The sequence below is a fragment of the Reyranella sp. genome, assembly GCF_052439685.1.
In the GTDB taxonomy this organism is placed as follows: Bacteria; Pseudomonadota; Alphaproteobacteria; order Reyranellales; family Reyranellaceae; genus Reyranella.
On record NZ_JBQVQG010000012.1, the window covers coordinates 17,913 to 39,819 of the forward strand.

Sequence of the window (21,907 nt, forward strand, 5' to 3'; positions counted from 1 at the left end):
AAGGGAGAAAGACATTCATGTTTGAAATGGAGAAAGACGAACGTATCTCCGACCATCGCCGTTAACTCTGCCGTTGCGGCCGAGGTACTGACGGAGGTGCTGGTGTCGCGAACGGCAAACCTGAACTGCACGATATACTGATTGGAAGCGATCGCGAAGTAGTAGGGCCCATCAGCGTGGCGAAGAACATGGGTGATCGGCAGCCCCCCGGACGCCGGAGGCGATTGGGCAAGGAGGTGAAAGGCTTCCGGGATGGAAGGATCGAACCTACCCTCGGAGGTATGGCGGCCTTGTGCAGCATCGACCCTACCAAGACGCCACCCGCGGGGTCCCCCCCCTCCCGTCCTGGCCCCTGCCAACCCACTTCAGAAACAGGTCGCTGAATCCATCATGAACGATCCCGTGATGAAGGGATGGATTGCGAACAGAAGCTTCGGACAGTTGTCCACGTCCAGGCCGCCTATCAGATGCACCTGCTGTTCGAGCCATCCATAAGGACCGGACGTTCACCCAGTGGGGCAGTTTCCTCCTATCCGTTGGCCTTGCTGAAGAGTTCAGCGATGGGGGAGTCCAGAAGGCCCGAACCACCGGGCTTGGCCGCGAGTTTCTCGCGTATATTCGCGTGGATACCCCCGACCGATAGGCTGATCCGATTAGTAGATCGCCGTCATGGGCCGGCGGCACCAAAGGGGGTTGCTGCCCGATGAGGAAGAGGACGGAAACAAAGATAGCGGATAGATGAAATTACGATCCTGGAGTGGCATCGGGAGAACTAAGCGTTCCCCTTCGGGCTTCCCCGCAAGCTGGCCAACCGAGCGGCATCGCGGCTCGAGGCAAAAGCCGCGATCCGGATCGACTCCGCCATGATCGCCGCCTTCTTCTTCCCGTTCGCGTAAAAGGCGTTCTTCAGATAGGTAAGCTGATCGTCGAGCTGTTTGCCTTTGACCGCGTCGCCGGCCGCAACAGTCCCAATGACGATCTTCATGATCTGGAAGAGCGCTTCCTCATTCTCGGTGAGAATCGCACTCGCGGCCTTCTTGCTGTCCTCAGACATGGGAGCCTCGGCTGTTGGGGCCAGATTTCTAGCCGTCGTCCCCTGAAGGGTCTAGGAGCAGCGAGAGCGATGGGCATTCATGCCGCGCCCCTGGAGCGGCGCGCCCTGCTAGTCCCGGTAGTGACACGCCGCCCAATGACCCGGGCGCTTCTCCTCGAGCACCGGTGCGCGCTGGCTGCAGTCCGGGCGCGCGATCGGGCAGCGGGTGTGGAAGTGACAGCCGGACGGCGGGCGGATCGGGTTGGGGACGTCGCCCTCCAGCATGATGCGCTTGCGCTTCACCGTCGGGTCGGGGATCGGCACGGCCGACAGCAGCGCTTCCGAATAGGGATGGATGGGCGTGTCGTAGAGTTCCGCCGCCGGCGCAATCTCCACGACGCGGCCGAGATACATCACCGCGATGCGGGTCGAGATGTGCTCCACCACGCTGAGATCGTGGGCGATGAACAAATAAGTGAGGCCGAACTGCTCCTGCAGGTCCTCCAGCAGGTTGATGACCTGCGCCTGGATCGACACGTCGAGCGCCGAGACCGGCTCGTCGCAGATCAGCAGCTTGGGCTCGACGGCGAGCGCGCGGGCGATGCCGATGCGCTGGCGCTGGCCGCCGGAGAATTCGTGCGGGAAGCGCCGCATATGGTCGGGCCGCAGCCCCACCGTCTCGAGGAGCTGCACGACCCGATCCTCGTGCGCCTGCCGCGAGGGCGCGAGCTTATGGATCGTCAGAGCCTCGCCGATGATCGCGCCGATCGTGAGGCGTGGGTTCAGCGACGCATAGGGATCCTGGAAAATGATCTGCATGTCGCGCCGCAGCGACTGCAGTTTCTCCGGGCCCATCTTCGTGACGTCTGTGCCCTGGAACCAGACCTCGCCCGAACTCGGCTCGATCAGGCGCAGGATGCAGCGGCCGGTCGTGGACTTGCCGCAGCCCGATTCACCGACCAGGCCCAGCGTCTCGCCGGGAGCAATGTCGAAGCTGACGCCATCGACGGCATGCACCTTGTCGATCACACGCGAGAGGATGCCGCCCCGAATGGCGAAATGCTTGCGCAGGTCGCGCACCGACAGGAGCGGTTCGGCAGCATCGGGCGCCGGTACCGCAGCGGGAACCGTCATGGATGTGTCGCTCACAGCACGCACCGCACGAAATGGCCCGCCCCGACTTCCTTGAGCGGGGGGATGCCCTGGTTGCAGATATCCATCGCGAACTTGCAGCGCGCGGCGAAGCGGCAGCCCGGCGGCGGTTCGAGCATGTTCGGCACGGTGCCCGCGATCGCTTCCAGCCGCTGCTTCTTGGCGGCGCTGCGATCGACGCGCGGGATCGAGCGGATAAGCCCCTGCGTATAGGGATGCCGGGGATTGCCGAACAGCGCCTCGACGGGCGCCTCCTCGACCACCAGGCCGGCATACATGACCGTCACCCTCTGGCAGGTCTCGGCGACCACGCCCATCGCATGGGTGATCAGCATGATCGCCATGCCGAAGCGATCCTTCATCTCCTGCATCAGCTCCAGGATCTGCGCCTGGATGGTGACGTCGAGCGCGGTCGTCGGCTCGTCGGCGATCAGCAGCTTGGGCTGGCAGGAGAGCGCCATGGCGATCATGACGCGCTGGCGCATGCCGCCGGAGAACTGGTGCGGATAGTCGTGCACGCGACGCTGCGGGTTTGGGATGTTGACCAGCCGCAGCATCTCCGCGGCGGCGACCAGCGCCTGCTTGCGCGACAGTTTCTGGTGCAGCGCGATCACCTCGGCGATCTGGTCTCCCACTGTGTAGACCGGATTGAGCGAGGTCATCGGCTCCTGGAAGATGATCGCGATCTCCTTGGCGCGGATCGAGTTCATCTCCGAGGCTTGGAGCGGGATCAGGTCCCTGCCCTTCCACAGGATCTGCCCGGCCTCGAAGCGTCCCGGCGGCATGTCGATCAGCTTCAACACAGAGCGCGCGGTGACTGTCTTGCCGCAGCCCGACTCGCCCACCACGCCCAGCGTTTCGCCGCTGTCGATGTGCAGGTCCACTCCGTCGACGGCACGCACCATGCCGTCCTCGGTCTTGAACCAGGTCTTCAGTCCGCGAATATCCAACAGAGGTTCGGCCACGCTACACCCGGACTAGAGGACACGTCGCGGATCGAGCGCGTCGCGCAGTCCGTCGCCGATGAAGTTGATGGCCAGCACGGTGATGAAGATCAACGAGCCGGGGAACAGCGCCCAATGCGGCGCGATATCGAGATAGTCCTTGGCGTCGCGCAGCACGCTGCCCCAGGTCGGAACATCGGACGGGAAGCCGAGGCCGAGGAACGACAGAGTCGACTCGGCGATGATGGCGGCGGCAATGTCGATGGTCGCGACCACGATCACCGGACCGAGTGCGTTGGGCAGGATGTGCTGCGTCACCTGGCGCAACCGCGAGGCTCCCAGAGCCCGGGCCGCTTCGACGAACTCCTTTTCGCGCAAGGAGAGGAACTGCGCGCGCACCAGGCGCGCCGCCGACATCCAGCGCGTGCCGCCGATGACGGCCACGATCAGCACGAAGGCGCCGCCCTCGACCCCCAGTACGCCCTTAACTGGCTCTCGGAACAGGTAGATCACCAGCAGGAGGAGCGGCAACTGCGGCAGCGACAGGAAGAGGTCGGTGACCCACATCAGCGCCGCATCGACCCGGCCGCTCGCCATGCCGGCAACGGAACCGACCAGCAGCCCGAAGAAGATGGCGACGACCATCGCCGCCACGCCGACCGCAATCGAGATACGGCCGCCGTAGATCAGGCGGGCCAGCAGATCCTGCCCCAGATCGTCTGTACCCAGCGGATGGCTCCAGGACGGTCCCTGCAGCTTGGCGGCGAAGTCGATCTCGTTGATCGGCACGCGCCAGATGAACGGTCCGAGCAGCACGGCGAACAGGATCACGGCGAGCGCGATGGCCGAGAACAGCGCCATCTTGTGGCGCCGGAAGCGCCGCCAGGCTTCCTGCCAGGGCGAGAAGTTCTGCCGCTTGGCCGCGGACACGGTCCCCGCCGTGGCGGGTGCCTCAGCGGTAAGCGATGCGGGGGTCGAGCCAGCCATAAAGGATATCTGCAATCAGGTTGAAGATGACGACCAGACAGGCCGAGACGAAGGTGACGCCCATGACAACCGGCGTGTCGTTCGAAAGCATCGAGGTGATCAGCAGCGAGCCGATGCCGGGGACGCGGAAGATCTGCTCGGTGACGACCGCGCCGCTGAAGACGATGGGCATCTGCAGCGCGACCAGCGTCACCACCGGGATCAGGGCGTTGCGCACCACGTGCCGGGTAATGACCTTGCGCTCGCCGATGCCCTTGGACCGCGCCGTGGTGACATAGTCGAGGCGGATGACATCGAGCACCGAGGAGCGCACGAAGCGCACCAGCGCCGCCCCCTGGAAGAGGCCGAGCACCGCCACCGGCATGATCGACTGCTTGATGTGTTCCCAGTAGAATTCCCAGCCCGTCGCGCTGATGTCCGCGCGGTACACGAAGGGCAGCCAGTCGAGCTGGATCGAGAAGACCAGGATCAGCACCAGGCCCGTGAAGAATGTCGGCAGCGAGAAGCCGATGAAGGCGAAGGTATTGGCGATCTGGTCGAACAGCGAATAGGGCCGCGTCGCCGCCAGCACCCCGACCGGAATGGCGACCGCGATGGCCAGGATCTGCGAGGCGCCGATGACGACCAAGGTCACCGGCAGGCGCTGCATGATCAGCGTGCTCACGTCCACTCGACTGACGAAGGAAAAGCCCCAGTCGCCCTGCATCAGGGCGGTGAGCCAGTGCCAGTAACGCATCCAGACCGGGTCATCGAGGCCGAACTTGGCGCGCAGCGCGGCGCGCACCTCGGGCGGCACGGCCGGGTTGGTCGCCAGTTCGTCGAACGGATCTCCCGGCGCCAGGGCCAGGAGGCTGAAGAGCACGACGCTGATCCCGAGCAGACTCGGGATCATGATCAGGAGCTTCCGGATTACGTACTGCCTGCTCACGCGATGGACCTACAAAAAGAAGGCCCTCCCCGCTCATGGCGGGGAGGGCGAACCGCACTCAGGCGTCCTTGAACCAGTCGCTGAGGTCCGAGGTGTTGTTGTCCCAGCCGCTGATCTGGCAGTTGAGCTTCGTGGCCTGGGCTGAGACCGTCGGGCGCTGAACGATGCCCATCACGATCTGGTTCTGGACGGCCAGGTCGTTCAATTTGATGAACGACGCGGCGCGCTTGACCGGATCGAGTTCGGCCTCGGTCTCTCGGTAGAGCTTGTCGGCCTCCGGGCTCTGCCAGCGCGTGATGTTGCGGCCCTGCCACTTGTTGGCCTTGGTGGCGGCCTCCCATGAGACGAACTGCAGCATGTGCGTCCCGGGATCGGGCTGGCCCATGGTGGTCGTGTACATCTCGAGGTCGCTGTAGAACTTCGTGTACGTGTCCGGATTGGCCACGTCCGACGAGAAGAACACCGAGGCTGTCACCGACTTGAGCTCGATGTCGATACCGGCCTTCTGCGCCGCCTGCTTGATGATGGCCTGCGTCTTCTGACGCGGCTGGTTGATCGAGGTCTGGTAGACGAACTTCAGCTTCTTGCCGTCCTTGGCGCGGATGCCGTCGGAGCCCTTCTTCCAGCCGGCCTTCTCGAGAATGTCGTTGGCCTTGTCGATGTTGAACTCGATCGGATTGTTCTTGGAATCGAAGCGCGGCGGGCCGTACAGGAAGTTGCGCGTCGCCGGGCCGGTACGGCCGTAGATGTAATTCTGGATCGACTTGTTGTCGACCAGGAGCACGAGCGCCTTGCGGACCTCGGGATCGCTGAGAGTCGGATGCTTCGTCTTCAGGCTCGCCCGCTCGCCGTCGACCTCGGTCCACGGATCCGTCGTGTTCATGAGGAAGAACTCGATGTTGCCGCCCGGCGTGATGGAGACACGGCCCTTGCCGCCCTTCTCCAGGCGCGTGAGGATCTCGTCCTCGACCTGCAGGTTCCAGGCGAAATCGAATTCGCCGGTCTGCAGCACCGCGCGCGCCGCCGACACGGCATCGCCGCCGCCCTTCATCTCGACGGTGTCAAAATACGGCTTGTTGGCCTGGTGGTAGTTCGGGTTCATGACGCCCGTCACCAGATCGCCCGGCTTGAAGTCCTTGAACATGTAGGGGCCGGTACCGACCGGCTTCAGGTTCGTCGGGGCGTCGCGCGACTTGGCGCCGATATAGTCGACGAACAGATGCTTCGGGATCAGCATGCCGCGTGTTCCGACGAAGGCGTCGGCCCAGAACGGAGTCGGCTTCTTGAACTTCACCTTCACCGTGTACTGATCGGCCTTCTCGACCATCACGTCCTGGTAGGACGCGATCGTATAGGCGGCCGTCGCCGGATCCTTGGCATATTCCCAGTTGAATACGACATCGTCGGCCGTGAACGGCTTGCCGTCGTGCCAGGTGACGCCCTGCTTCAGCTTCCAGGTCACTGTCAGGCCGTCGGCGGAGAGGCCGCCATTCTCCTTGGTCGGGATCTCGGCCGCAAGCTTGGGCTTCAGGTTGCCCTCGGGATCCCAAGCTGCCAGCGGCTCGTAGAACAGACGCGAGCCGTCCTGGTCCTTGGTGCCGACCGCGAAATGCGGGTTGAGCAGGGTCGGGCCCTGCCACCACAGGAGCTTGAGCGGGCCGCCGCCGCCACGCTTGGTCGGCTTGTAGGTCGAGGCGGGCTGCGCCATCGCCACGCCCGATGACAGGAGAATCTGGCCCGCCGCCGGCGCGCCGATGCCCACGGCCATCATCGCCTGCACGAAACCACGTCGCGACAGCTTGCCGGCCTTCACCTTGCCGATGAGGCCACGCAGTTCACGTTCCTTCATTGTCAACACTCCCAAGATCAGTGCCCATCCCAATGCCGCCCTCGCTATGCTGCAAGATGCGTGCAATCCTCAATCGTTACAGGCTGTGAGGTTGCCGTCAATGACAGCGCCTTCTCTGGCGGGAGACACAGGATGGCTTGGATATCTCTTTTTCTGGCGGGACTTTGCGAAATCGGCTGGCCCGTGGGGCTCAAACTCGGCTGGACGGATCAGGGGATCCGGCCGGGATGGCTGCTCTTCGCCGCAGTTGCCATCATAGTGAGCGGAGCGCTCCTTATGTGGGCACAACGCACCATCCCGATGGGCACCGCCTACGCAATCTGGACTGGTATCGGTGCCGTGGGCGCTTTCACCGTGGGCATCCTGGCGTTCGGCGATACCGCCTCGACGATCCGCATCGTCTCGATCGCCCTCATCGTGGCCGGCATTGTCGGCCTCAAGCTCGCCTGAGGAGACACACGATGAGGATGAAAGACAAGGTGGCATTGGTGACCGGCGCCGCAAGCGGCATGGGCGCAGCCACCGCGCGCCTTTTTGCCCGAGAGGGCGCCAGGGCAGTCGTCGTGGCGGACGTGCTCGACACGGAAGGCGAGGCGGTCGTCACGGAGATCAGGAAGGCCGGCGGCACGGCCACCTATGCGCACCTCGACGTCACAAAGGAAGATGAATGGCAGGCCGCCGTCGACCAGACGGTCGCCACCCATGGCGGTCTCGACGTGCTGGTGAACAATGCCGGAATCTCGGGCTCGGCGGCCGAGGACCTCTACGATACGGCGCTGTGGCACAAGTTGATGGACATCAACTCGACCGGCGTCTTCCTCGGCATGAAGTACGGCATCGCCGCCATCCGCAAGAGCGGCGGCCCGGGCTCGGTGATCAACCTGTCGTCGATCTCAGGCATCGTTGGTCAGTCCTACATCCATGTCGGCTACAATGCCTCCAAGGGCGCCGTCCGGCTGATGACCAAGGCTGCTGCAGCGCAACATGGCCGGGAAGGCATCCGCGTGAACTCGGTGCATCCGGGGCTGATGCCGCCGATGCGCACGTCCGGCCGCACCGCCGATCCGGTGGAGCGCGCCAAGACCTTGAAGGGCGTGCCGCTCGGCCGCGCAGGAGAGGTCGACGAAGTGGCCAATGCCATCCTGTTCCTGGCATCGGACGAGTCTTCCTACGTCACCGGCGCCGAGCTGGTGGTCGACGGCGGCTGGACGGCTGTCTGACTTGGCGGAAGACCGCAAGACCGTCGCGCCCTGGAAGGTGCTCGATTCGAGGTACAACTATCGCGACCGATGGCTGGCGCTGCGCTCCGACACGGTCGAACTGCCCAACGGCCGCGTGCTGGCACCCTTCCATGTCATCGAGCAACCTGACTGGGTCACCGCCCTCGCGATCACCCACGATGGCAACATCGTCCTGGTCGAGGAATATCGGCATGGCGCGAAGGAGATCGTGATCGAGCTGCCGTGTGGTATCCAGGACGGGCCGGGCGAGCCGGTCGACCAGGCCAAGCGCGAACTGCTGGAAGAGACCGGCTTCGCCAGCGAAGAGTGGTACCCGCTCGGCACCTTCTTCGCCAATGCGCCGCGACTCAACAACCGCGTGTCCTGTTTCGTGGCCCTCGACGCGCGCAAAGTCTCCGAGCCCCGGCTCGACGACGGCGAGGTTATCGTCACGCACGAAGTGCCCTTTCCCGCCTTCCTCGAAGAACTGCGCGACGGGCGCTGCACCCTGCACGGTTTTCAGAGCGGCGCGATGTGGCTGCTGCACACCTTCGCGCGCAAGACGCGGGATAAGCGGTTGGCGGCGCTGCTGGAATAGCTACCGCCGCAAATCGCGCAGCCGTGCCGCGATGGCGCAGACCATGAAGCCGCCGATCAGCGAAACATGCTCCATTGCGACATGAAAGTGCGGGGTGCGGGCAGGTTCCTCCATCGTCCAGAAGGGATGGGCGAGCACGATGGCGACCACGAGGAAGCCGCTGAGGATGCCGCAGCCCAGCCATAGCCAACGATCGAGCACGATCAGCAGCGAGCCGACCAGCAAGGTTACGATCAGCACGACGTTGAGGAAGCCGGCCGGCTCCAGGCCCAGCGTCTTGAGTTCGGCGGCACTGTGCTGGAAGCCGATCAGGTGCGCCAGACCGGCGCTCCAGAAGACGAAAGTCAGCACAAGTCTGGCCAGGAACCAGCCGATCCCGCTGTCCAGGAATGCCGCGATTACCCGCGGCGTGTCGTTCCGGCCCATGTAGCTTCTCCCTCCGAGACTGCTTTTTGCGGACCATAAGGCGACAAGCTGCCCTCTTCCACCTCTCTCGCTTTCGTGCGTAATTCGGCCATGATTCGCAAACGACCCGACCGGGGCTGGCGTGCGGCGGCATTCGCCGTGGCGCTGTTTGCGATCACGCTCAATTTCTTCCAGCCACTCGCCCATGCCGTCCTGATGCGCGATGGCGGTCCAGAGGCCGCGGCGCAGACCTGGGGTGTCTTCTGTCTCCCGTCGGTCGACCAGGATGGCGCACAGGTGCCCGGCCAGCCGGCCGGCAAGCTCCACGAGTGCTGCCTCGGCCTCGCGCACGCGCCGGCCCTGGGCGAGCCTTCCGATACCGCCTTCCTGCTCGTCGAGCCTGTTGCCGAAACGATCGTCCTTGCAGCAGACGATGGAGCGCTCTCTCCCGTCGGCATCCGCGACGGGCCCAACCGACCCCGCGGTCCACCCTCCCCCGTCTGACGTCTGAACCCGCGCCGCGCCTCGCCGCGCGTCGCGTTCATCTGTCATTCGTGGGGAGATTTTCATGTTGTCCATTCGCGTGGCCACGGCCACCGCCTTCGCAGCCCTCGGACTCGTGCCGACGTTTGTCCGCGCGCAGGATGCGCCGCCAGCCGGAGAGCCGGCACCTGCCGCAAGCCAGCAGCCAATTTCGCTGCCGCCGATCACAGTCAGTGCGGGTCGCGGCTCCGACCTCCAGAAGCTCGACGTCAGCACGACCGTGATGACCCGGGAGCAGATCCAGGCGACGCCCGAAACCGGCGTCGATCAACTGGTGAACCGCATCCCGGGCGTCTGGCTGCCGACCATCCCGACCGGCCAGCTCCACCCGACCGCCCAGCCGGTGAACATCCGCGGCTTCGGTACCAGCACGACGATCAACACGCTGATCATGGTCGATGGCGTGCCGGTCAACGATCCCTACTTCCGGACCATGAACTGGAGCACGATCCCGAAGAATTCGGTGGAGCGCATCGAGGTCATCCGTGGCGGCGGCGCCACCAGCCTGTGGGGCAACATGGCAATGGGCGGCGTGATCAACATCATCACGCGTGAGCCAACGAACACGGGTGTCTCGGCCGACACGAGCTATGGCAGCTACAACAGCTCCACCGCCGAAGCGGCCGGCAGCTACGTCGCCAACGACAAGGTCAAGGTCGGGGCGAGCTACAATCATGCCCAGAGCTCGGGGTACAATCTCACGCCGGCCCAGTACCGCAACGCCAACCTCGTCGCGACGGCGTCCAAGGCCGACAACGTCGCCGCCAGCGTCTTCCTGACCCCCAACGACAAGCTGAAGCTCTTCGCCAAGGGTTACTGGAACCAGACTTACGAGGACGGGCTGGTCTGGACCTATGCCCACAACAACTGGTCGACCTATCGCCTGCTCGCCGGCGGCAGCTACAAGTTCGACGAGAACCAGTCGCTGAACTTCAGCGGCTGGCTGAGCGGTGGCTCGTTCGGCACCATCAACGTCGGGAGCGGCGCCTACAACCTGAACAACATCACCGCGACCAAGCAGTATGTCAGCCAGATCGAAGCCGCACCCAATTCCGACGTCGGCGGCTCTGTCTTCTACGAGGCCAATTTCGGCCCGCTGAGCGACGTCAAGGTCGGGGTAGATGCGCGTCGCACGATGGTGACGGATTACAACAACCTCTATGCCAACGTGTCCGCCAACCCGACGACGTTCATCGTGAACGGCGAGCACCGCTTCCAGGGCATCTTCGGCCAGGGCACATATCGCTTCACCGGCATTCCGATCGACGTCACGGTGGGCGTTCGCGGCGACTTCTGGCAGGCGATGAATGCCAGCGTGCTGACGACGAACTCAAGCAGCCTGAACGTCGTACCGAACGCCAGCGCGGCGAGCTTCGACCCGCGCATCGGCATGAAGTTCTATGCCAGCGACGAACTGACCCTGCGCGCCGCGATCTATCGCAATTTCTCGGCGCCCGGCATGAACCAGATGTACCGGGTGTTCGCCAGCGGCACGAGCTACTCGACGATCAATCCCAACCTCCAGCCGATGACGAACTTCGGCCAGGAGGTGGGCTTCGACTTCGAGTGGAAGGGCTTCACCCTGTCAGGCACCTACTTCAACAACAACCTGAACAACTTCATCGACTACATCACGGTCTGCAACACCAGCCCGGCCTGCGCCGCGCCCTATGTCAGCGCGGCCGGCCTCGGCGCCAACTTCACGACGGTCCGCCAATACCAGAATGTCGGCAACGCGACCTTCCAGGGCCTCGAGCTGATCGCCACCTGGCAACCCTTCGAGCAGCTCAGGCTGACCGGCGGCTTCACCCAGACGAACGCCTATCTCACCAGCTCGGTCAATCCGACGCTGGTGCGGACGGGCGTGCAGCTTGGGCAGGTGCCGGCCTACATGTTCACGGCCGGTGTCGAGTGGCGGCCGATCGAGACCCTCGTGCTGACGGCGGCGCTTAAGTCCTTCCCGCAATACTGGAACGACACCAACCATACGCAGTTGAACGACGGCGCCACCCTGATCGACCTCGGCCTGCGCTGGACCCCCGTGAAGGACGTCGACATCTATGGCAGTATCCAGAACCTGACCAACGTCCAGTATCTGGCACAGGGCTACACGCGGACCTCGTTCGAGGGCTCGAGCTACAGCGCATCCGCCATCCCGCAGCTCGGCATGCCGCTGACTGCCACCGCCGGCCTGAGGGTGAAATTCTGATGCGCGCACTCATCGCCCTGGTAATGCTGATGCTGATCGTCGGTCCTGCCGCCGCGCAGCACCAGCACCAACATGGCAAACCGGGAGCCTCGCCAGAGGCCTTCACCGCCACGCCGGCCTTCGGACCAGACGGTACGCTGTGGCTGGTCCGCGCCATGGCCGACAAGATCGTCGTCGTGCGCTCGACCGACCTCGGTAAGACCTTCTCCGATCCGGTCGCGGTCACGCCGGAGCCGATGAACCTCGACTGGGGGCCCGATGCGCGGGCCCGCATCGTCGTCGATCCAAAGGGGGGGCTGGTGGTCACCTTCGCCATCTTCCAGGACCGCAACTTCAATGGCCGCGCCTTCTTCTCGCGCTCGCGCGACAACGGCGCGAGCTTCAGCAAGCCGCAGCCGATCACGGCGGACACGACCAGCCAGCGCTTCGAGACGGCGGCCGTCGATCCCGCCACCGGCCGCGTCTTCGCCGTCTGGCTCGACAAGCGCAACGTCGCCAAGGCGCGCGCCGCCGGAAAGCCCTATCCCGGCGCTGCGCTCGCCTATGCCTGGGAGGATGGCTCGGCGGGCTTCGGACCGACCTCCATCGCCCTCGACAATACCTGCGAATGCTGCCGCCTCGGCGTCGCCTTCGCCGGTCCCGGCAAGCCCGCCGTGGTGTTCCGCAACATCTTCCCCGGCTCGGTCCGCGACCATGGCGTCGTCACCTTCAAGGACGAGAAGACTCCCGGGCCGGTGCGCCGCGTCAGCGCCGACGACTGGAAGATCGAGGCCTGCCCGCATCACGGGCCGAGCATCGCCATCCTGCCGGACGGCTCCTATCACGTCGCCTGGTTCACCGACGGCTCGGCGCGCAAGGGCCTGTTCTATGCCCGCGCCGACAATGGCGACACGCCGTTCGGCGCGCCGCGGGCGCTGTCGACACCCAGGCGCCGGCCGGCGCGCCCGTATCTGCTGGCCAACGGCACCGCCCTCCATCTCGTGTGGAAGGAGTTCGACGGGACCAAGTCGACCGTGCGCTGGCAGGTCAGCCACGATAGCGGCCGCACCTGGAGCGATCCCCGCACCGTGGCCGATACCGAGGACGCTTCCGACCATCCCCTGCTCGTCGCCACAGCCGGCCGCGCCTACCTGTCGTGGCTCACCAAGGCCGACGGCTATCGCCTCATCCCGCTGGAGGACCAACCATGAAGGTTCGCCCCGTCCTCCTCGCTTTCCTGCTCGCGGTCGCTTCGGCCGGCGCCCAGGCGGCCGACCTTCAGTCCTTCGGCCGTGGCAGCTGGTCCAAGCTGCGCGCCGCTCATGACGGCCAGCCGACCGTCGTGCATTTCTGGGGGCTCACCTGTGCCCCTTGCCTGGTCGAGATGCCCGAATGGGGCAAGCTGCAGGCCGAGCGACCGGACATGCGCCTCGTGATGGTTGCGGCCGATCCCGTGCCGCAGGATCCGGCGCGCGTCTCCGACATGCTGGCGCGGGCCGATCTCGCAAAGGCCGAGAACTGGGCCTTCGCGGACCGCTTCAACGAGCGGCTGCGCTATGAAATCGATCCCGCCTGGCCAGGCGAGCTGCCGCGCACGATGCTGATCGATCGTGACGGCAAGGAGACCGTTCTCACAGGCGTCGCCGACCTCGCCGAGGTCCGCGCCTGGCTCGACGCGCAGAAGAAGCGCTGACCCCTCTGTCCTCTTCCTTCTCTCATCGCCTGAGGAGTTCTCTCGATGCTCGTCCGCCGCCTTTTCCTTTCCGCCGCCGTCTCCCTGCTCGCCCTGCCCGCGATGGGCCAGGACTACAAGATCGGGACCATCGAGATCACCACGCCCTGGAGCCGCGCCACGCCACCGTCGGCGCGCACGGGCGGCGGGTTCATGACGATCACCAACAAGGGGACCGTCGCGGACCGGCTGGTTTCCGCGCGCAGCAACGCCTCGGACAAGGTCGAGATTCACGAGATGACGATGGACGGCAACGTGATGCGCATGCGCGAACTGGCGAAGGGCCTCGAGATCCCGCCCGGCGCCACCGTGATGCTGAAGCCTGGCAGCTATCACATCATGTTCATGGAGCTGAAGGCGCCGCTCGCCAAGGACGCCAAGGTGCCTCTGACCCTCGTCTTCGAGAAGGCCGGCAGCATCGACGTCCAGCTCAACGTCGAAGCCATGGGCGCCATGCCGCACGGGCACGGGAAGAATTAACCCGTCGTCTCGACCGGCGCACCTTCAGCGCGCCGGTCGAGACGAATGCACTTTCTACATTGCCTTCAGCAACTCGATGGCGATGAGCACCATGCCGATGACCGACACGAACCAGGCGAGCGTGCGCAGCCAGGCGATGCCGGCGACGTAGATCACGGCGTAGGCTACCCTGCCCCAGAAGAAGATCGCGGCGCCCATCGCGGTCATGGCGTTGGCCTTACCCGCGACCGCCGCAATCAAGACCAGCGCCGAGAACAGCACCATGTTCTCGACCATGTTGAGGTGGGAGCGCTTGGCGCGCCCGGCCCAGCCCTTGATCTCGGGCAGGCCCTCGCGATTGCCGGCCAAGGTGGGCAGCCCCACCGCCTGGTTGGCGCCCATCGCCGCCACCAGCATCTGCCCGAACGTCAGGATCACGGAGAAAAGGAGGTACTTCAGGTCCGGCGACATCGGCGTCTCTCCCGTTGTTGTTATTTGGTCCCGAAGAGACGGTCTCCCGCATCGCCGAGCCCAGGAACAATATACCCGTGATCGTTGAGTTTGGCATCGATCGCTGCCGCGAAAACCGGGACGTCGGGATGGACTTCGGCAAAGGTCCGCGCGCCCTGCTCGGAGCCCAGCACGCAGATGAACTTGATTCGCTTGGCGCCCGACTCCTTCAGCCGGTCGACGGCGGCGATGGCCGAATGGGCGGTCGCCAGCATCGGATCGCAGACGATGACGTCGCGGTCGGAAATGTCCTGCGGGATCTTCAGATAGTATTCGACCGCCTGCAGCGTGCGCGGGTCACGGTAAAGACCGACATGGCCGACCCTCGCCAGCGGCACGAGGTCGGTGACGCCCTCGGCGAGGCCCAGGCCCGCGCGCAGGATCGGCACGACCACCAGCTTCTTGCCGTCGAGCATCGGCGCCTCCATCGCCTCGATCGGCGTCTCGATTCGCGTCTGCACCATCGGCAGGTCGCGCGTGGCGTCGTAGCCGAGGAGCAAGCCGATCTCGCGCAACAGCCGGCGGAAGTTCGTGCTCGACGTCGCCTTGTCACGCAGCTTGGTGAGCTTGTGCTGGACCAGCGGGTGCGTCACGACATGGATCGAGTGCGGCAATGACATCGTCTTCTTCTCCCCCAATAACTCTAGAATACCGTGCCGTCGCTCTCGACGGCGATGGGTGGACCACCACCCGGTCGGCGCTCCGCCGCGAGCCGACGGCCTGCAAACCAGGTGCCGGCTTCCAGCACCTTGACCAGCGGCAGGCGCGCCGCATCCATTCCCAAATGCAGGCGGACATGCTCGGCGATCCGGTCGAGCAGCACCACGGTGAGCGCCCGCCATTCCACGATGGCCTCGTCGCCCGGTGCAAAGGCCTTCTCCAGCAACACGCGCTGCTTGGGCCGGAGCGCGCCGGAATCGACCAGCAGTCCGCCGTTGCGATACTCCGGCAGCCCCGTCAGGGCATCGAGCGCCACGACCCGCAGGCCTGCCCCCTCGATCGGCTCCACCAGCGAGTAGCTCATCCATTGCGAGAGCTTGTGGAACGGCACCAGCCCGACGACCGGATGTTCCCAGACGTCGCCGCGCGGGGACGGCCAGATCGGCGAGAGCTTGTCCAGTACAGCGGCCAGGATGGATTCGGCCTTCACCTCGCTACCAGTCGCCACGATGTCGAACAACGCCCCCGGCCGCTCCAGCCCGACATTGCCCAGCTTGCGCAGCAGTTCGGCGCGGCCCTCGAGGCCCAGCAGCGGATTGTGCGCCTTCACCTGGAAGCCCATGGCGATGTCCATCGGCGTCAGCTTTGCCAGACGCTCGGCATCGACCCGCAGCGGATCGCCCTTGGCATCACGGCTGAAGGCGCCGTTGGCGAACATATGGAAGCTGGCGACGCCCAGCCCCTCGGAGCGCGCATAGGTTTCGTCCGTGCCCGGCTCGCGAAAACTCCAGGCCGCGCCCGCGCCAGCGTCGAGCAGCACCGACACGACCGCAAGGTCCATGCGCCGCCGCGCGATCTCCTCGGGCGGCAGATGCTTCAGCTGCTCGGCCATCGCGCTCCAGCGGTCACGGCCGCCCGATTCGAAGTGCCGCCAGCGCGAATGGAACGGGATCGCCGCCGGATTGGGGAAGCGCTCGCGGGTAACCGAGAGCGTCGCCTGTACGGCCGCCTCCAGACCGCTCGGATCGAGCTGGAACCACTGCGACTGCCCGTCCTCTACATATTTGAGAACCTTCGCCGCCCGTTCGCGGATCGCGACGGGCGTGCGCAGGTACGCCAGCGAATCATTCATCGAGGGCACGTCCCTTGGGCCGCGCCAGCTCGTTGGACCCGGGCTTGGTCGGGCTGAAATAGCCCGCCGCCTTCTTGGCATCCATCTCGACCAGCGCGTCGGCGGGGATCAGGTGCTCGGGGATCGGCACCTGCTCGACGATCTCGATGCCCTGCTCGCGCAGCGCGTCGGACTTCATGTTGCTCATCGACGCGAAGCGGTCGATGCGGCTGATGCCCAGCCAGTGGAAGATGTCGGGCATCAGCTCCTGGAAGCGCATGTCCTGTACGCCCGCCACGCATTCGGTGCGGTTGAAGTACTGCGCCGCCGAATCGCCGCCGGGCTGGCGCTTGCGCGCGTTGTAGACGAGGAACTTCGTCACCTCGCCCAGCGCCCGTCCTTCCTTGCGATTGTAGATGACGACGCCGACGCCGCCCTTCTGGGCCATGTCGATGCAGATCTCGATGCCGTGCGCCAGGTAGGGCCGGCAGGTGCAGATGTCGGACCCGAACACGTCGGAGCCGTTGCACTCGTCGTGGAGGCGGCAGGCGATCTTGGTCTCGGGACGGCCGAGCTTCGACACGTCGCCGAAGAAATAGATCGTGGCGCCCCCGATCGGCGGCAGGAACAGTTCTAGGTCGGGTCGGGTCACCAGCTCGGTGTACATGCCGCCGGTCTGCTCGAAGAGCGTGCGGCGCAGGTCGACTTCCTTGACGCCAAAACGCTCGGCGATGCCGGGCAGCCACCAGACCGGTTCGATCGCGGCCTTGGTCACCTTCACGTCGCCCGCACCGCTCAAGATGTCTTTGTCGGGCTTCAGCCGGCCGGCGGCCATCGCTTCCATGATCTCGGGCATGTTCACATGCGCCTTGGTGATGGCGATGGTCGGCCTTATGTCCCAGCCCGCCGCCAGCTTGTCGGCGAAGACCTCGGAGACGAGATGGCCCCAGGGATCGAGCGACACGATCTTCTTCGGATCGAACCAGCTTTCGAACGGGCCAATGATCTCGGCCGGCGAAGTGTTGGTCAGGTCCGGGCGGTGGTCGGCCTTGAGTTCCTGCGCCGCGATGGCCAGCGCCCGATAGATCCCGTAGCTGCCTGAATGGACGCCGATGACGTTGCGGTGGGAGGTGAGGCCGACCGTGCCGACGACCGGTCCGCGGACCGCCGGATCGCGCGCGCCCCACACTACCGGAGGGGCCGGCTGGCCTCCCTGGCTGGGATGGGTATTCAGTCTGATGTGCGCCATATGCTTTCCGGTCCTCCGGGAGCGGGAAAGCGAGGAAGTGTACAGCGGGCAGATGACCAAAGGAAGACGCTGCGCCCTTGCGTCTTGCGGTCGGGCGGGAGACCCTTCACGCGACATGATCAAAATTGCCCTGTCCGTTCTCTTGCTTCTCCTCACCCTGATCGCCGAGCCGGCCGGCGCGTGGGCCGCAGACCCGGTCCCTGCGCCGAGACCGATCTACTTCTCGTCCGGCGCCAAGAGCGGCACCGTGGGTGGGCACATCTAGCGCGGCGAGCAGAATCTCTATTCGCTGGTGGGAGATGCGGGCCAGTTCATGACCGTCTCGATGACGACCCCCGGCGGCAATGCGGTCTTCCAGATCTACGAGCCCGACACCGCGATCGGCCGCGACGGCGACGGCCAGCTCACCTTCACCGGCAAGACACTGCGCGCCGGCGGTCCCGGCGAGGACGCGACGCGCTGGACGGGCCGTCTGCCACGCAAGGGGACCTATGTCATCGCAATCGGCAGCACGCGCGGCAATGCCAACTACAGCATGGATGTGAAGATCGAATAGCGCGGCTGCCGCCTACTTTGAGCCCTTCGTGGTCGCGAGATAATCGACGATCGCTGCCATCTCGCCATCGTCGACCGGCGCCTTGTAGGCATGGATCATCTTGTCGACGATGCCAGCCCAGGTGGCCTTCGGCAGGTTGGGCTGGGTCAGCACCATACCGGCCGAATGGCACGACAGGCAGTTCGCGTTGATCGTCTCGGCGGTCGCGCCGCCGGGAAAGACCACGGTGCTGGTCGGCAGATCGACCGACACCGATTTCAGGACAAAGGCCGTCGCGCCGGACGACGCCACGGCGGTCGGCGCCGGCGCCGGCAGCTGAACCGGGGGATGGCCGATGAACGCCAACGTCAGCCCGGCAATGGCTGCGACGGCAAAACCCAGGGCAGCACCGTTGATCTCCATCGCTCAGGCCGCCTTCAGATGCAGGGTCTCGATGCCGTTGTGCATGAAGCCGCTGGGATTCCAGTTGTTTGCCGTGGGCTGCACCAGCCCCCCGTCGTTGGTGCAACGGACCATCAGCGCGACGTTGCCGGCAGAAGGCATGACCTCGGCCTGCCATTGCCGGAAACTGTACTTGCCCTCGTCGCGCCCCAGCACCGTGGGCAGCCAGCTCGTGCCGCCGTCCACCGAAAGTTCGACCGACTTCACGCCGGTGTCACCGCCGAAGGCGATGCCGCGCACCAGGGTCTTCGTGCCGGCCTTCAGGGACGCGCCATCCTTCAGGTTGGTAACGAACGAGCGCGGCACCATGCGGTTGATCGGCACCATGCCGAGGCCGGTCTGGCCCGGCTTCATGTCACCGCCCGGCGTGTCGGGAATCAAATAGGCGTTCCTGGTCCAGAAATTTTCGTCGGGCGCGGCCAGCACTTCGATACGGTCCAGCATCTTCACCCAGTAGGTCGAATACCAGCCCGGTACGACAAGGCGCAGCGGGAAGCCATTGAGCAAGGGGAGCTGCTCGCCGTTCATGGCGTAGGCGATCATGACCTCGCCATCGCTTGCATGGTCGAGCGCCAGCGACTTCATGAACTTCGGCGCCTCGGGCACCACCGGATCGTCGAGCCCGGCAAAGCGCACAGCCGTCGCACCGGCCTTCACACCGGCCCGGTCGAGTACGTCTTTCAATCGCACGCCCATCCACTTTGCGTTGCCCATCGCGCCGTTGGCCCATTGCGCGCCGGGAACCCGGGGTTCGGTGAAGCCACGCGAATTGCCCGAGCATTGGTTGACCGCGGCCAGCTCGACCCGTGGCAACCCGTCGACGATCTCCTTCAACGTCAGGGACAGCTCCTTGTCGACATGGCCGCGCACCGAAAGCCGGAACGTCCCGACATCGATTTCGGTCGGGATCACCGCCCAGTGCCACCGCACGTAGAAGGAGTCGTTGGGCGTGAACACGCCGCGGTCGAAAACCTCGAATGGCGTCTCGAGCAGAGGCGGCCGCGTCCGCTGCAGGATCATCGGCCCCTTCTGAGGGAAGCCCTTCGTAACGGCGCGCCCGGAGGGTGTGAACGGCAGGTCGACCGCCGCCTGCCCCCAGGCCGAGCCGGACACCACCATGAGGCCGCCGGCACTAGCCTGCCCGAGAAAGGATCGCCGCGTCGTTCTCGTCATGGCGTTGCGCCCCTTCATCCACACCGGCCGGCACACTACGCACAACAGCTTTCGTGAAACCAACGCCTTTCTGTCGCGCCCATCTCATACGAAGGATGCAGCTTCCCGCTTTGCCATCGGAATGCCAGCGTTCATGCCTTTGCAGCATTCCAAGTATAAGGGGCCCGCCTTTCATCGATCGTGAAAACGGCGTGGAACAAGCGTCGGTACGAAGAAGAGAGATACGGGGGAGGACGGCGGGTGGTCATTCCACGCCGCTGCGCTCCGTTCGGGACGACAAAGTCATGTGGGTCCCTCCGACGCGAGATCGATGGCGCGGCGGTACATTGTCATCGCCGCCTCCGGCGTGTTGTAGCCGGCGTGTGCCGTAAGCGTGACGTTGTCGAGCTTGAGCAGCGGCTCCTCAGGTGGGGTCGGCTCCTTGCCGAAGACGTCGGTCGCGTAGTGACCGATCCGGCCTGAGCGCAGCAGCTCGATCAGCGCCGTCTCGTCGACAACGCCCGCCCGCGCTGTGTTGACCACGATGACGCCCTGCTTTGTCTTCTCGAGTTTGGCGCGATCGAGGAAGCCGCGCGTAGAGTCGTTCAGGGCGAGATGCAGGCTCACGATGTCGGACTGCGCCAGCAGTTCGTCGATCGTGACCGTCGACACCGCGCCGCCCGTGACGGGCGAGCGGTTATAGGCGATCACCTTCAAGCCGATGCCCTGGGCGATGCGCGCCATCTCGCGGCCGATGCCGCCCAGCCCGACCACGCCCAGCGTCTTGCCCCTGAGTTCCATGCCCTGCATCGGCCGCCAGCCGCCGCCGCGGACGATCCCGTGCATCGTCGCGATGTGTCGTGCGGCGGCAAAGACCAGACCCATCGCATGCTCGGCGACCGTGGTGTCGCCATAGCCGCCGATGGTCGAGACCTTGATGCCGAGCCGTTCCGCCGCTGCGAGGTCGACGAAGCTGGCGGCTCCCGTGCCCAGAAACACGATGTGCTTAAGCCCGGTGCAGCGCTCCAGCGTCGGCTCGCCGAAATAGGTGGCGTCGTTGATGACCGTGTCGTAGCCCGCGACCTTGCCCGGCACCTCCTCCTCGGAGACGGGGCCCATGCCGACCGTGATCGGGATGTCCGCCGGGACATGGACCTGCTTCCATACGCGGTCGATGTCGGGTGTCGAATCGATGAACAGTGTCCTGGGCATGTTCCCCTTTCCCCCGCTTCTCCGGACGATAGTCCGCACGGGGCGAACTGTCTGCTAGGGTGGCGGGATGAACAGACGCTTCCTTCTCGGCACCCTGCCGCTCCTCGCCGCTGCGCCGGCCCTCGCCCAGCAGCTTCCCGCCATCCGGACCCTCTCCGTGACGCCCGGCTCGAACGCCACGAACGTCACCGGCAGCCTGGCCGACGCCAAGGCGCGGGGCCTCTACTACGTGCCGGGACAGGCCGGCCAGACCATGAACGTCGCGGTCGCCTCGCCCGGCAACAACGTCGTATTCCAGGTCTGGGAGCCGGGCACCGGCGTCACCACCAACGCTGACGGAACGCTCGCTCTGAACGGCAAGCCCATGCGCGATGCCGGGCCGAAAGAGGAACCCGCCGCCTGGATCGGCGCCCTGCCGAAGACCGGCCCCTATCTGCTGGTGGTCTACAGCCGCCGCGACGCCGCCAGCTATAGGCTCACCGTCTCCGTGACGGGCCAACAATAAACATAGAGAGAGGACGCCATGACCGACCTGTTTCCGACGACCGGGGAGGCCGAGGAGGAGAAGCTCAAGGCCGAGACCGCGGCCGGCGCCGGCATCGTGAACCATCTCGGTCCCGACTCCTTCCAGAAGGACGGGCTTCGGCCCTTCTTCGAGTATCGTCCGCTCGGCCTGAAGGAACTCACCGGCGGCAAGATCGGCGCGCACGTGATCCGCGCCGTGCCGGGACAGCATCCCGACGCGCCGCGCCACAGCCACGCGCTCGACTTCCAGTTCGTCTACGTGCTCAAGGGCTGGGCGATCTTCGAGTACGAAGGCTACGGCCAGCACAAGCTGGTCGCAGGCTCGACCGTCTATCAACCGCCCGGCGTGAAACACAAGGAGATCGACCACAGCGACGATCTCGAGCTGATCGAGATCACCATGCCGGCCGACTTCGAGACGACGGTGGTGGGGTAGCCGACCTTCGGCGCCTC

At 65.3% G+C, this 21,907-nt stretch carries 26 protein-coding genes; 12 read left to right on the forward strand and 14 right to left on the reverse strand.

Annotation, left to right across the window (positions count from 1 at the left end):
• Positions 1-772: 772 nt before the first annotated feature.
• The 6 genes from ACT6UX_RS16485 to ACT6UX_RS16510 form a co-directional block, all read right to left on the reverse strand.
• Positions 773-1,054, reverse strand: a complete 282-nt coding sequence (locus ACT6UX_RS16485; RefSeq protein WP_444776235.1) for a hypothetical protein — start codon at positions 1,052-1,054, stop codon at positions 773-775.
• Positions 1,055-1,162: 108 nt separating this feature from the next.
• A complete protein-coding gene (locus ACT6UX_RS16490; RefSeq protein ID WP_444776236.1) occupies positions 1,163-2,167 on the reverse strand; it encodes an ABC transporter ATP-binding protein in 1,005 nt (334 codons plus the stop codon).
• Positions 2,168-2,178: 11 nt separating this feature from the next.
• Positions 2,179-3,090 (reverse strand): ABC transporter ATP-binding protein, encoded by a 912-nt coding sequence (locus ACT6UX_RS16495; RefSeq protein WP_444776361.1) that lies wholly within the window; start codon positions 3,088-3,090, stop codon positions 2,179-2,181.
• A 72-nt stretch (positions 3,091-3,162) separates the two neighbouring features.
• On the reverse strand, positions 3,163-4,116 hold the full coding sequence (locus ACT6UX_RS16500; RefSeq protein ID WP_444776237.1) for an ABC transporter permease: 954 nt from the start codon (positions 4,114-4,116) through the stop codon (positions 3,163-3,165).
• A complete protein-coding gene (locus tag ACT6UX_RS16505; RefSeq protein WP_444776238.1) occupies positions 4,082-5,044 on the reverse strand; it encodes an ABC transporter permease in 963 nt (320 codons plus the stop codon). The genes ACT6UX_RS16500 and ACT6UX_RS16505 overlap by 35 nt, the downstream gene beginning before the upstream one ends.
• Positions 5,045-5,102: 58 nt before the next feature.
• Positions 5,103-6,893 (reverse strand): peptide ABC transporter substrate-binding protein, encoded by a 1,791-nt coding sequence (locus ACT6UX_RS16510; protein WP_444776239.1) that lies wholly within the window; start codon positions 6,891-6,893, stop codon positions 5,103-5,105.
• 132 nt (positions 6,894-7,025) lie between these two features.
• Here ACT6UX_RS16510 and ACT6UX_RS16515 point away from each other — a divergent pair, with 132 nt between their 5' ends.
• From ACT6UX_RS16515 to ACT6UX_RS16525, 3 genes are read left to right on the forward strand one after another with little or no spacing between them, the layout of a single operon-like run.
• Positions 7,026-7,343, forward strand: coding sequence for a DMT family transporter (locus ACT6UX_RS16515; RefSeq protein WP_444776240.1), 318 nt, complete (start codon positions 7,026-7,028; stop codon positions 7,341-7,343).
• Positions 7,344-7,354: 11 nt separating this feature from the next.
• Complete coding sequence (locus ACT6UX_RS16520; RefSeq protein WP_444776241.1) at positions 7,355-8,113, forward strand: SDR family NAD(P)-dependent oxidoreductase; 759 nt, start codon at positions 7,355-7,357, stop codon at positions 8,111-8,113.
• Position 8,114: 1 nt separating this feature from the next.
• Positions 8,115-8,711: an NUDIX hydrolase gene (locus ACT6UX_RS16525; RefSeq protein ID WP_444776242.1), complete on the forward strand. Its 597-nt coding sequence runs from the start codon at positions 8,115-8,117 to the stop codon at positions 8,709-8,711.
• On the opposite strand, the gene ACT6UX_RS16530 is transcribed toward ACT6UX_RS16525, so the two are convergent.
• On the reverse strand, positions 8,712-9,137 hold the full coding sequence (locus tag ACT6UX_RS16530) for a DoxX family protein (RefSeq protein WP_444776243.1): 426 nt from the start codon (positions 9,135-9,137) through the stop codon (positions 8,712-8,714).
• Positions 9,138-9,227: 90 nt separating this feature from the next.
• On the opposite strand from ACT6UX_RS16530, the gene ACT6UX_RS16535 reads away from it, so the two are divergent.
• The 5 genes from ACT6UX_RS16535 to ACT6UX_RS16555 all read left to right on the forward strand — a co-directional run bounded on the left by ACT6UX_RS16535 (position 9,228) and on the right by ACT6UX_RS16555 (position 14,059).
• A complete protein-coding gene (locus tag ACT6UX_RS16535) occupies positions 9,228-9,620 on the forward strand; it encodes a DUF2946 family protein (protein WP_444776244.1) in 393 nt (130 codons plus the stop codon).
• A 64-nt stretch (positions 9,621-9,684) separates the two neighbouring features.
• Complete coding sequence (locus ACT6UX_RS16540; protein ID WP_444776245.1) at positions 9,685-11,868, forward strand: TonB-dependent receptor; 2,184 nt, start codon at positions 9,685-9,687, stop codon at positions 11,866-11,868.
• Entirely contained in the window at positions 11,868-13,058 is a 1,191-nt protein-coding gene (locus ACT6UX_RS16545; protein WP_444776246.1) for an exo-alpha-sialidase, read from the forward strand. Before ACT6UX_RS16540 ends, ACT6UX_RS16545 begins: the two co-directional genes overlap by 1 nt.
• Positions 13,055-13,540: a TlpA family protein disulfide reductase gene (locus tag ACT6UX_RS16550; protein WP_444776247.1), complete on the forward strand. Its 486-nt coding sequence runs from the start codon at positions 13,055-13,057 to the stop codon at positions 13,538-13,540. Before ACT6UX_RS16545 ends, ACT6UX_RS16550 begins: the two co-directional genes overlap by 4 nt.
• Before the next feature lie 45 nt (positions 13,541-13,585).
• Complete coding sequence (locus tag ACT6UX_RS16555) at positions 13,586-14,059, forward strand: copper chaperone PCu(A)C (protein ID WP_444776248.1); 474 nt, start codon at positions 13,586-13,588, stop codon at positions 14,057-14,059.
• Between the two features lie 54 nt (positions 14,060-14,113).
• On the opposite strand, the gene ACT6UX_RS16560 is transcribed toward ACT6UX_RS16555, so the two are convergent.
• From ACT6UX_RS16560 to ACT6UX_RS16575, 4 genes are read right to left on the reverse strand one after another with little or no spacing between them, the layout of a single operon-like run.
• Positions 14,114-14,509 (reverse strand): MAPEG family protein, encoded by a 396-nt coding sequence (locus ACT6UX_RS16560; RefSeq protein ID WP_444776249.1) that lies wholly within the window; start codon positions 14,507-14,509, stop codon positions 14,114-14,116.
• Between the two features lie 20 nt (positions 14,510-14,529).
• Positions 14,530-15,168 carry a uracil phosphoribosyltransferase gene (gene upp / locus ACT6UX_RS16565; protein WP_444776250.1) on the reverse strand — a complete coding sequence of 213 codons (639 nt, stop codon included), beginning with the start codon at positions 15,166-15,168 and terminating at the stop codon, positions 14,530-14,532.
• A gap of 23 nt (positions 15,169-15,191) precedes the next feature.
• A complete protein-coding gene (locus ACT6UX_RS16570) occupies positions 15,192-16,340 on the reverse strand; it encodes a URC4/urg3 family protein (protein WP_444776251.1) in 1,149 nt (382 codons plus the stop codon).
• Complete coding sequence (locus ACT6UX_RS16575) at positions 16,333-17,568, reverse strand: GTP cyclohydrolase II (RefSeq protein WP_444776252.1); 1,236 nt, start codon at positions 17,566-17,568, stop codon at positions 16,333-16,335. The genes ACT6UX_RS16570 and ACT6UX_RS16575 overlap by 8 nt, the downstream gene beginning before the upstream one ends.
• Positions 17,569-17,683: 115 nt before the next feature.
• Between ACT6UX_RS16575 and ACT6UX_RS16580 the strand changes: the two genes are divergently transcribed.
• Together ACT6UX_RS16580 and ACT6UX_RS16585 are read left to right on the forward strand one after the other, a co-directional pair.
• Complete coding sequence (locus tag ACT6UX_RS16580; RefSeq protein ID WP_444776253.1) at positions 17,684-17,833, forward strand: hypothetical protein; 150 nt, start codon at positions 17,684-17,686, stop codon at positions 17,831-17,833.
• 48 nt (positions 17,834-17,881) lie between these two features.
• Positions 17,882-18,124 (forward strand): hypothetical protein, encoded by a 243-nt coding sequence (locus ACT6UX_RS16585; RefSeq protein ID WP_444776254.1) that lies wholly within the window; start codon positions 17,882-17,884, stop codon positions 18,122-18,124.
• Positions 18,125-18,136: 12 nt separating this feature from the next.
• On the opposite strand, the gene ACT6UX_RS16590 is transcribed toward ACT6UX_RS16585, so the two are convergent.
• From ACT6UX_RS16590 to ACT6UX_RS16600, 3 genes are all read right to left on the reverse strand, one after another.
• Positions 18,137-18,526, reverse strand: a complete 390-nt coding sequence (locus ACT6UX_RS16590; protein ID WP_444776255.1) for a c-type cytochrome — start codon at positions 18,524-18,526, stop codon at positions 18,137-18,139.
• A gap of 3 nt (positions 18,527-18,529) precedes the next feature.
• Positions 18,530-19,738, reverse strand: coding sequence for a molybdopterin-dependent oxidoreductase (locus ACT6UX_RS16595; RefSeq protein WP_444776256.1), 1,209 nt, complete (start codon positions 19,736-19,738; stop codon positions 18,530-18,532).
• A 282-nt stretch (positions 19,739-20,020) separates the two neighbouring features.
• Entirely contained in the window at positions 20,021-20,929 is a 909-nt protein-coding gene (locus tag ACT6UX_RS16600) for a 2-hydroxyacid dehydrogenase (protein WP_444776257.1), read from the reverse strand.
• Between the two features lie 67 nt (positions 20,930-20,996).
• Between ACT6UX_RS16600 and ACT6UX_RS16605 the strand changes: the two genes are divergently transcribed.
• A complete protein-coding gene (locus tag ACT6UX_RS16605; RefSeq protein WP_444776258.1) occupies positions 20,997-21,434 on the forward strand; it encodes a hypothetical protein in 438 nt (145 codons plus the stop codon).
• Between the two features lie 18 nt (positions 21,435-21,452).
• Complete coding sequence (locus ACT6UX_RS16610) at positions 21,453-21,890, forward strand: cupin domain-containing protein (protein WP_444776259.1); 438 nt, start codon at positions 21,453-21,455, stop codon at positions 21,888-21,890.
• Positions 21,891-21,907 lie beyond the last annotated feature (17 nt).

Excerpts from the sequence above, each read along its gene's own strand:
- ACT6UX_RS16485 (WP_444776235.1), bottom strand. The coding sequence starts at position 1,054 with ATGTCTGAGGACAGCAAGAAGGCCGCGAGTGCGATTCTCACCGAGAAT.
- ACT6UX_RS16490 (WP_444776236.1), bottom strand. The coding sequence starts at position 2,167 with ATGACGGTTCCCGCTGCGGTACCGGCGCCCGATGCTGCCGAACCGCTC.
- ACT6UX_RS16495 (WP_444776361.1), bottom strand. The coding sequence starts at position 3,090 with ATGGTGCGTGCCGTCGACGGAGTGGACCTGCACATCGACAGCGGCGAA.
- ACT6UX_RS16500 (WP_444776237.1), bottom strand. The coding sequence starts at position 4,116 with ATGGCTGGCTCGACCCCCGCATCGCTTACCGCTGAGGCACCCGCCACG.
- ACT6UX_RS16510 (WP_444776239.1), bottom strand. The coding sequence starts at position 6,893 with ATGAAGGAACGTGAACTGCGTGGCCTCATCGGCAAGGTGAAGGCCGGC.
- ACT6UX_RS16515 (WP_444776240.1), top strand. The coding sequence starts at position 7,026 with ATGGCTTGGATATCTCTTTTTCTGGCGGGACTTTGCGAAATCGGCTGG.
- ACT6UX_RS16520 (WP_444776241.1), top strand. The coding sequence starts at position 7,355 with ATGAGGATGAAAGACAAGGTGGCATTGGTGACCGGCGCCGCAAGCGGC.
- ACT6UX_RS16530 (WP_444776243.1), bottom strand. The coding sequence starts at position 9,137 with ATGGGCCGGAACGACACGCCGCGGGTAATCGCGGCATTCCTGGACAGC.
- ACT6UX_RS16535 (WP_444776244.1), top strand. The coding sequence starts at position 9,228 with ATGATTCGCAAACGACCCGACCGGGGCTGGCGTGCGGCGGCATTCGCC.
- ACT6UX_RS16540 (WP_444776245.1), top strand. The coding sequence starts at position 9,685 with ATGTTGTCCATTCGCGTGGCCACGGCCACCGCCTTCGCAGCCCTCGGA.
- ACT6UX_RS16545 (WP_444776246.1), top strand. The coding sequence starts at position 11,868 with ATGCGCGCACTCATCGCCCTGGTAATGCTGATGCTGATCGTCGGTCCT.
- ACT6UX_RS16550 (WP_444776247.1), top strand. The coding sequence starts at position 13,055 with ATGAAGGTTCGCCCCGTCCTCCTCGCTTTCCTGCTCGCGGTCGCTTCG.
- ACT6UX_RS16555 (WP_444776248.1), top strand. The coding sequence starts at position 13,586 with ATGCTCGTCCGCCGCCTTTTCCTTTCCGCCGCCGTCTCCCTGCTCGCC.
- ACT6UX_RS16560 (WP_444776249.1), bottom strand. The coding sequence starts at position 14,509 with ATGTCGCCGGACCTGAAGTACCTCCTTTTCTCCGTGATCCTGACGTTC.
- upp (WP_444776250.1), bottom strand. The coding sequence starts at position 15,168 with ATGTCATTGCCGCACTCGATCCATGTCGTGACGCACCCGCTGGTCCAG.
- ACT6UX_RS16570 (WP_444776251.1), bottom strand. The coding sequence starts at position 16,340 with ATGAATGATTCGCTGGCGTACCTGCGCACGCCCGTCGCGATCCGCGAA.
- ACT6UX_RS16575 (WP_444776252.1), bottom strand. The coding sequence starts at position 17,568 with ATGGCGCACATCAGACTGAATACCCATCCCAGCCAGGGAGGCCAGCCG.
- ACT6UX_RS16580 (WP_444776253.1), top strand. The coding sequence starts at position 17,684 with ATGATCAAAATTGCCCTGTCCGTTCTCTTGCTTCTCCTCACCCTGATC.
- ACT6UX_RS16585 (WP_444776254.1), top strand. The coding sequence starts at position 17,882 with ATGACCGTCTCGATGACGACCCCCGGCGGCAATGCGGTCTTCCAGATC.
- ACT6UX_RS16590 (WP_444776255.1), bottom strand. The coding sequence starts at position 18,526 with ATGGAGATCAACGGTGCTGCCCTGGGTTTTGCCGTCGCAGCCATTGCC.
- ACT6UX_RS16595 (WP_444776256.1), bottom strand. The coding sequence starts at position 19,738 with ATGACGAGAACGACGCGGCGATCCTTTCTCGGGCAGGCTAGTGCCGGC.
- ACT6UX_RS16600 (WP_444776257.1), bottom strand. The coding sequence starts at position 20,929 with ATGCCCAGGACACTGTTCATCGATTCGACACCCGACATCGACCGCGTA.
- ACT6UX_RS16605 (WP_444776258.1), top strand. The coding sequence starts at position 20,997 with ATGAACAGACGCTTCCTTCTCGGCACCCTGCCGCTCCTCGCCGCTGCG.
- ACT6UX_RS16610 (WP_444776259.1), top strand. The coding sequence starts at position 21,453 with ATGACCGACCTGTTTCCGACGACCGGGGAGGCCGAGGAGGAGAAGCTC.